The 6,400-nt window shown below is 41.3% G+C and carries 13 protein-coding genes; 1 reads left to right on the forward strand and 12 read right to left on the reverse strand.

The window, feature by feature from the left end; translation table 11 throughout:
• Window positions 1-111: 111 nt before the first annotated feature.
• The 6 genes from T355_RS0112105 to T355_RS0112130 all read right to left on the reverse strand — a co-directional run bounded on the left by T355_RS0112105 (window position 112) and on the right by T355_RS0112130 (window position 2,768).
• Entirely contained in the window at window positions 112-291 is a 180-nt protein-coding gene (locus tag T355_RS0112105) for a hypothetical protein (protein ID WP_027397967.1), read from the reverse strand.
• Window positions 272-697 carry a Nif11 family protein gene (locus T355_RS0112110; RefSeq protein WP_027397968.1) on the reverse strand — a complete coding sequence of 142 codons (426 nt, stop codon included), beginning with the start codon at window positions 695-697 and terminating at the stop codon, window positions 272-274. The genes T355_RS0112105 and T355_RS0112110 overlap by 20 nt, the downstream gene beginning before the upstream one ends.
• 29 nt (window positions 698-726) lie before the next feature.
• On the reverse strand, window positions 727-951 hold the full coding sequence (locus tag T355_RS0112115; RefSeq protein WP_027397969.1) for a hypothetical protein: 225 nt from the start codon (window positions 949-951) through the stop codon (window positions 727-729).
• Window positions 952-1,122: 171 nt separating this feature from the next.
• A complete protein-coding gene (locus T355_RS0112120; RefSeq protein ID WP_027397970.1) occupies window positions 1,123-1,749 on the reverse strand; it encodes a hypothetical protein in 627 nt (208 codons plus the stop codon).
• Window positions 1,750-1,827: 78 nt separating this feature from the next.
• Window positions 1,828-2,211 (reverse strand): DUF4314 domain-containing protein, encoded by a 384-nt coding sequence (locus T355_RS15080; protein WP_071997214.1) that lies wholly within the window; start codon window positions 2,209-2,211, stop codon window positions 1,828-1,830.
• A 110-nt stretch (window positions 2,212-2,321) separates the two neighbouring features.
• The gene (locus tag T355_RS0112130; RefSeq protein WP_027397971.1) at window positions 2,322-2,768 is read right to left on the reverse strand and encodes a YaiI/YqxD family protein; all 447 of its coding nucleotides are present in this window, start codon (window positions 2,766-2,768) and stop codon (window positions 2,322-2,324) included.
• A 159-nt stretch (window positions 2,769-2,927) separates the two neighbouring features.
• Between T355_RS0112130 and T355_RS0112135 the strand changes: the two genes are divergently transcribed.
• Complete coding sequence (locus T355_RS0112135) at window positions 2,928-3,119, forward strand: hypothetical protein (RefSeq protein WP_027397972.1); 192 nt, start codon at window positions 2,928-2,930, stop codon at window positions 3,117-3,119.
• A 208-nt stretch (window positions 3,120-3,327) separates the two neighbouring features.
• Here T355_RS0112135 and T355_RS0112140 read toward each other — a convergent pair whose 3' ends face one another.
• The 6 genes from T355_RS0112140 to T355_RS0112165 all read right to left on the reverse strand — a co-directional run bounded on the left by T355_RS0112140 (window position 3,328) and on the right by T355_RS0112165 (window position 6,302).
• Window positions 3,328-3,783 (reverse strand): YaiI/YqxD family protein, encoded by a 456-nt coding sequence (locus tag T355_RS0112140; protein ID WP_037330176.1) that lies wholly within the window; start codon window positions 3,781-3,783, stop codon window positions 3,328-3,330.
• An 11-nt stretch (window positions 3,784-3,794) separates the two neighbouring features.
• A complete protein-coding gene (locus tag T355_RS0112145; RefSeq protein ID WP_027397974.1) occupies window positions 3,795-4,073 on the reverse strand; it encodes a DUF1294 domain-containing protein in 279 nt (92 codons plus the stop codon).
• A gap of 1 nt (window position 4,074) precedes the next feature.
• Entirely contained in the window at window positions 4,075-4,308 is a 234-nt protein-coding gene (locus tag T355_RS0112150) for a DUF1653 domain-containing protein (protein ID WP_027397975.1), read from the reverse strand.
• 27 nt (window positions 4,309-4,335) lie between these two features.
• Window positions 4,336-4,656 carry a putative quinol monooxygenase gene (locus T355_RS0112155; RefSeq protein ID WP_027397976.1) on the reverse strand — a complete coding sequence of 107 codons (321 nt, stop codon included), beginning with the start codon at window positions 4,654-4,656 and terminating at the stop codon, window positions 4,336-4,338.
• A 350-nt stretch (window positions 4,657-5,006) separates the two neighbouring features.
• The gene (locus T355_RS0112160; protein ID WP_027397977.1) at window positions 5,007-5,441 is read right to left on the reverse strand and encodes a Nif11 family protein; all 435 of its coding nucleotides are present in this window, start codon (window positions 5,439-5,441) and stop codon (window positions 5,007-5,009) included.
• A gap of 300 nt (window positions 5,442-5,741) precedes the next feature.
• Window positions 5,742-6,302 carry a hypothetical protein gene (locus T355_RS0112165; protein ID WP_027397978.1) on the reverse strand — a complete coding sequence of 187 codons (561 nt, stop codon included), beginning with the start codon at window positions 6,300-6,302 and terminating at the stop codon, window positions 5,742-5,744.
• Window positions 6,303-6,400 lie beyond the last annotated feature (98 nt).

A 6,400-nucleotide genomic window follows, 5' to 3' on the forward strand; every position in this document is an offset into this window, starting at 1 on the left:
TCCTTATTTTTGTGACAAGATATACCCTCGCGCCGCCGACCACCATGTCAAGTTCCATGTCGTCCATCTTGTTCATGAATTTCTTTTCCATTTTATTTACCTCCTTAGTATTTAAATATTGTTGTTTACTCTTTGTCCTTTATATCCATAAGCGGATAAAAGTGTTACCTCTTTTTTATTTTTCTGCAAAAAATTTAGTTTTCCTGCAAAACAAAAGAGCAGCTCATAATGAACTGCTCTCGTAGTATAAAGATTGCTATTTAGTTTTGCCTCATCCTGCAACTGGGCCATCGGAGCCACCAATAATAAAGCAAATAGCATATTTTCCATTCTTCCTGGTTTGGCCAAAACCTACGCCAACATAAGCACAAGCATTAAGACCACCTCTAGGCTCCAACCTCTTTGAAGGTTTCCCTCCACTTCCACCAGCTACCTGATCCAGCTCATCCTCGGAAAGATTCATTTCCTTCAGCTGCTCCTGCTCATATTCCTTCAATTCCTCAAGGGTAAATGGCAGGCCAACTTCCTTTGCCAGCGGAATAATAATAGCCTCCGCTGCCTTTTCACGCATAGCAGCATCATCTGAAGAAGCCCCGTTCTTCTCTGCAAACTCCTTGTCCAGAGCATTGAGCTTTTTAGCCAAAGCTGCGTCCTGGGCCAGCTTATCATAAAACTTTCCTACGTTTTCCTTTGCCATGGTATTTTCCCTCCCATTAGTTGTATTTTTTATTTGTTCTTGTTATCTATATTTTTAATTTTTTCCATTGCAGGATTGCCGGCTGCAACCACCATATCCAGCTCATCATCTGTCATCTTCCCCATCATAATACCTTTCATGGCATTATCCCGACGGTGCATGAACAATAACTGATTCCTTAAAGTCTCCCTCACTGGATGCAGGAGAGAAAAATCAAAATCTTCCAGCCGTTTTGTCAACTTCTCATCATTCATTTTTATCCCCCCTGTGTTATTTTTTGTGATTTAAATTCTTCCTGTTCTTTATATCCATGAGAGGATAAAAGTGTTATCTCTTTTTTATTTTTCTGCAAAAAATTTGGATTTCCTGCAAAAATGGAGCCTATCTCAAATTGAGAAGGCCCCGTTTTCATTCCCGATTAATGATTACTTCTTGTTCATAGTAGCCGCACCGTGAACGGCATTTGCAATATCAATAGCACCGCCGGCTATAACAAGAGCACCAGCTCCTGCACCGACTCCGGTGGCACACATTGCTGTACCAATGGCCACAGCTGCCACACCGCTAACTGTGTTTACTACGAGCTTTGCTCTCTTTTTGGCATTTTCACTAATTGGAACCTTATCCAACACACAGTTAACGCCTTTACCGACAAAGCCGAATACAGCACTGAGTGGAACTCCGCCAGCAACCTTATCCAGTTCCTCATCGGTGAGCTTATTAGGATCCTTCTCCACGAAAACCTTCTCATGGAAATTCTTCAGGAAAAGATTTGCATAAACAGTACGGAACTCATCAAACTCTGCCTTGGTATATTTGCCTGGAACAGCAGCAGTAGCAGCTTCGTAAGACTTATCGGTGTCATAGACATTCATAACTGCATCAAACAGTTCTGTATCCTCGCTGAGTCTATCAGCCAGCTTCTTAATGTCATCATTCTGAAAAGCCTTTTCCACACGATCTTCCGGCATATCCTGAATGCACTTTAATAACTTCTCGCTATCAATAGCTTCCTGAATAACCTGAATCTTATCATTGTTTAATACTGTCATAATAAACGCCTCCCTTATTGTGTGTTTGTTTTTCTTTGTCCTTTATATCCATGAGAGAATAAAAGTGTTATAAAAATTTTAAAAATAATGGGGATAAAAGGAAGCCACCCACAAAAAGCCACATCTTATGGGCTTCCGCCCTACGGGCACTAGCTCACTTCGTTTCGCGTCGCCGCCCCGGCCCCAGACCGTGGCTCCAGCTCCAACGATGGGCCAAAGCCACTTACTGGGTGCCACCGATGGAAGTGAGCCGTGAAAGAGGGGCGGCTTCCCATCCAACACCACAATTACTCCCGGTATGTTATCCCATGAAATCTGGATATACCCAAAAACATCCACTGCCCTGACGGTCCCCATGGTTCCAACCGGTGGTGACTGTTGTCCATACTTCTTAAGAAGCCTTACTCTCATTCCAGGCTGATAAGTTTTTTCAATACGGCTTACTTCTTCATCGCTTTTCATATAAATGCCTCCTCACAACATGATATCTACACTTCACATTATGTCGTGGTTTGGGCTTCTTGTAAGCGGCCAAAATAAAAAACTGCCCTCATTTGAGAGCAGCTATATTATTAATTTGTTATACTTGCCAACAGCCTTGCCAATGACTCCTTGAACTGGATGTCATCATCTTCCAAGCGTTTCCTTGGTCCCCTTAGGTGATGTTTCCCAGATGCCCTGTGTGCCTTCTTGGTGATGTGTCGCTCCATCAGCAACCTATCTATATTTTCATTGGTATATAGCCATCCATTCTGATGGATAGCATATGCCTTCTTACCCAGAGCCATAGCCGCAACACCGTAATCCTGGGTAACAACCACATCACCTTCGTGGCACAGATTAACTAGAGCAAAATCCACCGCATCTGCACCTGCTCCAATTACCTTTACCTCACTGTAATCTGATTGTAGTGTATGATTGGTGTCACAAAGAAGTGTAACAGGAACATCATATTTACTGGCCACTTCCTCCGTCTGCCTAACTACCGGACAGCCATCTGCATCAACAAATATTCTCATATTATCCGTCTCTTTCATTTATCTTTGGCTCATATTATAACACAATACTTAATAACCAAAAACTGTCCATCCATACCATCATCATAACTAAAATGTATTATAAAATTACCAAAATAAATGATATAATTTGCTCGTAAGAAATATGAGGGGGGCTTATATATGACCAGCAATAATCCCATAGTGTCTATCTTTAGCGGGCTTTTAGATCATATTCCTGTCCCCTCTATCGGCGGACAAGACAATAGTCTATCAAAACAGTTTTTACAGGAAGTAGAAAGATATGAGTTGGAAGCACAAAGGTTCCAAGCAATAAAACAGCAACGCAGCGAAATTTCGAATAACAATTTCTGATAAAAACCTTGTACACTCCTTTCTGTATGGGCTACTGTTCCTTCCTAGTAGTCCAATACACTGTGGGCTGCCACCCAGCGGCCCAACTTTCTTTATGATGTAAGCCAGGATAGATTATTACTTACTTTTATCGCGCAAAAACCAAATCCCCCGAAAGCAGCAGTGATGCTGTTTCCGGGGGATATTTTTTACCTTCTGATAAGGAACCTTATTGGAAGTCTATTACTTTGTCCAGCAGTTGTTCAAACGCCTGAGTGAATTTCTCATCATCACCAACGGTCCTCTTACGGGGCCCCTTTATATGGTGCTTATGAGTTGCATTTCTCATTTTCTTAATAAAATGTCTCTTAGCTAGCAGGCCCTCAATATTCTCATTGGTATATAGCCATCCATCCTGATTGATGGCATAAGCACCTCTGGCAAGAGCCATGGCTGCCACACCATAATCCTGGGTCACGACTATATTCCCTGCCCGACAGGAGTTAACCAGAGCAAAATCAACCTCATCCGCCCCTGCTCCAATTACCTTTACCTCACTGTAATCGGACTGGAGTATATGATTGGTATCACAGAACAGGGTTACAGGCATATTATGGCATTTAGCTACATTCTCTATTTTCGTTACCACAGGACAGGCATCCGCATCGACATATATATGTGGCATCTGATCCTCCATTAGTTACCCGGTGCATGTAGCCATACCAATCCTGCCACCTGCAACATCAATATCACCGGCACACCATACTTAAATTTTAGATGCAAGGTTTTGTGGTGGAATATTCTCATTCCCAGCAAAGCTCCAATGCTGCCACCGATAGCTGCTATTCCGAGCAATGTAATTTCCGGTACTCGCCACCAATGCTTTATTGCACATAGCTTATCCCAGCCGTAAATTATAGCTGTTGCAATATTAACTATAACCAAATACTGTAAAACTATTTCATGTAAGTCCATACTACTCAATCCGTTCAAATCTATATTTCTGCTCAACATCCGGATACTTTTCCCTGTCCACTTCGCTCATGAACATATCCAGCGGTCTTGCATAAATGCCTTCACTGCCATACATAGCCTGATACACCACAAGCTGTTCATCTGACTCGGTGTGCTGGGCTATAGCAATAATCTTATATAGTTTATTCTTGAAATGACGCCATATTTCATCCGGGCGAGGTAATTCTCTGTCCATATTAATCCTCCAATAGCATAAAAGCCACTACTTTCTGATAAATGCTTCGTCTGAACCTAAATCCTCACTAACAAACCTTTCTGCTGTCATGTGCAAATCATACTTGTCACGCAGTGCTACAATTTGCCCCATCATAGGTGATTTATGATGGGCATCAATAGCAGCCTGATCCGTCCAACTGTCTATAAGGAGAATAGTCTCTGCATCGTTTAATGGTTGGAAGTATTCATAACGAAGATTACCTTTTTCTGCTCTAATGGCATCAGCGATACCACTTGACTCCATCTCGTTGGCAAAAGCTCTCGCCGCTCCGTTTATTCCCTTGTAATATAGGTTTACTGTTATCATATAGCTTATCTCCTGACACTGGTTTTACATATGAGTTCTACACTACAAACAATTCTACACCGTTTCCTCACCTTTTGAAAGTAGCCATTCTAACAGGCACTTTCTATGCTTCTTCTCATTCTCCCCCCTGTCTGTATCCTCTCCAAAACACAGGCAGGGGATCTTCCTTTTTTTGTAATAAATCCCTTCCCCTGTCTGTTTCCTCTCTCCATGAAGCAGGCAGGAGTTTAAAATAAGTGCCCTGACTATCAGGGCATTCTTTTATTCAAAATATATAACTAATGGCACAATAAAAGAGCAGCTCGTAATGAACTGCTCTCGTAGACTAAAGATTGCTATTTAGTTTTGCATTATCCTGCAATCGGACCGCTGGAACCACCGATGATTATACAGAAGGCCGTTTTTCCGTTCTTTTTTTTGAGTCCTATCCCTACACCGATATAGGCACAAGCCGCATGATTACAATCTACCCTTTTGCTTTTAGATTTATCCCCGCCTTCTTTCAGGGAGCCGCCGGCCACCTGATCCAGCTCATCCTCGGAAAGAGTCATGTTCTTCACCTGATCCTGCTCATATTCCTTTAATTCCTCAAGGGTAAATGGCAGATCAACTTCCTGCGCCAGTGGAATAATAATAGCCTCCGCTGCCTTTTCACGCATAGCAGCATCATCTGAAGAAGCCCCGTTCTTCTCTGCAAACTCCTTATCCAGAGCATTGAGCTTTTCAGCCAAAGCTGCATCCTGGGCCAACTTCTCATAAAACTTTCCTACGTTCTCCTTTGCCATAATGTATTCCTCCTTAGTATTTAAATATTGTTGTTTACTCTTGTCCTTTATATCCATGAGATGACAAAAGTGTTATCCCTTTTTTACTTTTCTGCAAAAAATTTGGTTTTCCTGCAAAATAAAAGAGCAGCTCGTAATGAACTGCTCTCGTAGGAGTTTGTATTTGTATTGGTTTATTATAACGCCATTGTTCAAATTTTTCTTCTCCAGAAGAAAAATCTTCCAATTAGCGTTTCAACGAGATGAAGAACATATTAATCTCGTTATATCCATGGGAGGATAACGGTGTTATCTTTCCGTTTACGACCTATAGCTTAGCTTATTAAACTCTTTCAATAAGTTATCGGCCAATTCATGTTTTCCCTCCTTTCTGAGCATACCTACTGCAGCATCAATGGTTGCTTTTGCAAGATCATCACCTAGTGGCATTACATTTTTGTACACTAAATAAGCAATTTGAGCGGCATTGCAGCCTTTTTTTACTATGACACCAATGTCACTAACGGCCGATATTATCTTCACTGGTATAGCAATTGGTTTAAAAACAGTTAGCGCTATCCCTTTTACGAAGCCACCAATAGACCATCCACCAGCAACTTTATCTAGTTCCTCATCAGTAAGTGTTTGCCCTGCAAGGTGATATTCTTCTAAAGTGAAGGGTAATTTCTCTGCTTTAGCCAATGGCTGAAGTACCTCTGCAAAATATTTGTCATTGTAGTCCTTTATGTCAATTTCTGTAGTAGATTCCGGTGGCATAGGATGTTTTTCGCAATAAATATTATCTGCTTCTTTTAGTTTTTTTCCAAGCTCCTCGTTCTCTAATACCTTGTCAAAAAACATTTTTACATTTTCAACAGCCATAATTTTTCCCTCCCATTAGTTGTATTTTTTATTTGTTCTTGTTATCTATATTTTTAATTTTTTCCATTGCAGGATTGCCGGCTGCAACCACCATATCC

This window comes from Anaerovibrio lipolyticus LB2005, assembly GCF_000621545.1.
GTDB lineage: Bacteria > Bacillota > Negativicutes > Selenomonadales > Selenomonadaceae > Anaerovibrio > Anaerovibrio lipolyticus_A.

Excerpts from the sequence above, each read along its gene's own strand:
- T355_RS0112130 (WP_027397971.1), bottom strand. The coding sequence starts at position 2,768 with ATGAGAATATTTGTTGATGCAGATGGCTGTCCGGTAGTTAGGCAGACG.
- T355_RS0112165 (WP_027397978.1), bottom strand. The coding sequence starts at position 6,302 with ATGGCTGTTGAAAATGTAAAAATGTTTTTTGACAAGGTATTAGAGAAC.
- T355_RS0112160 (WP_027397977.1), bottom strand. The coding sequence starts at position 5,441 with ATGGCAAAGGAGAACGTAGGAAAGTTTTATGAGAAGTTGGCCCAGGAT.
- T355_RS0112145 (WP_027397974.1), bottom strand. The coding sequence starts at position 4,073 with ATGGACTTACATGAAATAGTTTTACAGTATTTGGTTATAGTTAATATT.
- T355_RS0112155 (WP_027397976.1), bottom strand. The coding sequence starts at position 4,656 with ATGATAACAGTAAACCTATATTACAAGGGAATAAACGGAGCGGCGAGA.
- T355_RS0112120 (WP_027397970.1), bottom strand. The coding sequence starts at position 1,749 with ATGACAGTATTAAACAATGATAAGATTCAGGTTATTCAGGAAGCTATT.
- T355_RS0112110 (WP_027397968.1), bottom strand. The coding sequence starts at position 697 with ATGGCAAAGGAAAACGTAGGAAAGTTTTATGATAAGCTGGCCCAGGAC.
- T355_RS0112150 (WP_027397975.1), bottom strand. The coding sequence starts at position 4,308 with ATGGACAGAGAATTACCTCGCCCGGATGAAATATGGCGTCATTTCAAG.
- T355_RS0112140 (WP_037330176.1), bottom strand. The coding sequence starts at position 3,783 with ATGCCACATATATATGTCGATGCGGATGCCTGTCCTGTGGTAACGAAA.
- T355_RS0112115 (WP_027397969.1), bottom strand. The coding sequence starts at position 951 with ATGAATGATGAGAAGTTGACAAAACGGCTGGAAGATTTTGATTTTTCT.
- T355_RS0112135 (WP_027397972.1), top strand. The coding sequence starts at position 2,928 with ATGACCAGCAATAATCCCATAGTGTCTATCTTTAGCGGGCTTTTAGAT.
- T355_RS0112105 (WP_027397967.1), bottom strand. The coding sequence starts at position 291 with ATGGCCCAGTTGCAGGATGAGGCAAAACTAAATAGCAATCTTTATACT.
- T355_RS15080 (WP_071997214.1), bottom strand. The coding sequence starts at position 2,211 with ATGAAAAGCGATGAAGAAGTAAGCCGTATTGAAAAAACTTATCAGCCT.